This window comes from Streptomyces sp. BE20, from assembly GCF_036322525.1.
Lineage (GTDB): Bacteria > Actinomycetota > Actinomycetes > Streptomycetales > Streptomycetaceae > Kitasatospora.
The window spans coordinates 1-278 of the sequence record NZ_JAQYWW010000500.1 but is presented as its reverse complement, the minus strand read 5'-3'; the positions used below and the strand labels follow the sequence as shown (position 1 = coordinate 278).

Below are 278 nucleotides of genomic sequence, written 5' to 3'. Positions count from 1 at the left end.
GCCACGGATCGCGATACCCTACGGACACTGCAGGGTCGCGCGGCTCGTGGCGGACGCTGCTTGCTTCTCTGGTCTGCGGTTTCTATCGCAGTCTCACGACGTGTCGAACGCTGAGGTCTCAACCCGGTGTCGGATTCCTTACGAGTTGGTGCGTGATAGCGGGTGGGGCAGCAGGGGGCTGGTTGAGGTCTGTGGTTCACGTGCCGGCGGTGCGGTCGGAGACGAGGCCGGCGATGGCGCGGTAGGTGTCGGGCAGGGTCTCTCGGCGGTGTGTCCAG

1 pseudogene is annotated in these 278 nt (G+C 65.8%); it reads right to left on the bottom strand.

What is annotated here, in order from left to right:
• Positions 1-196 precede the first annotated feature (196 nt).
• Positions 197-278: pseudogene (locus tag PUR61_RS07215) on the bottom strand (transposase); the annotation flags it as partial.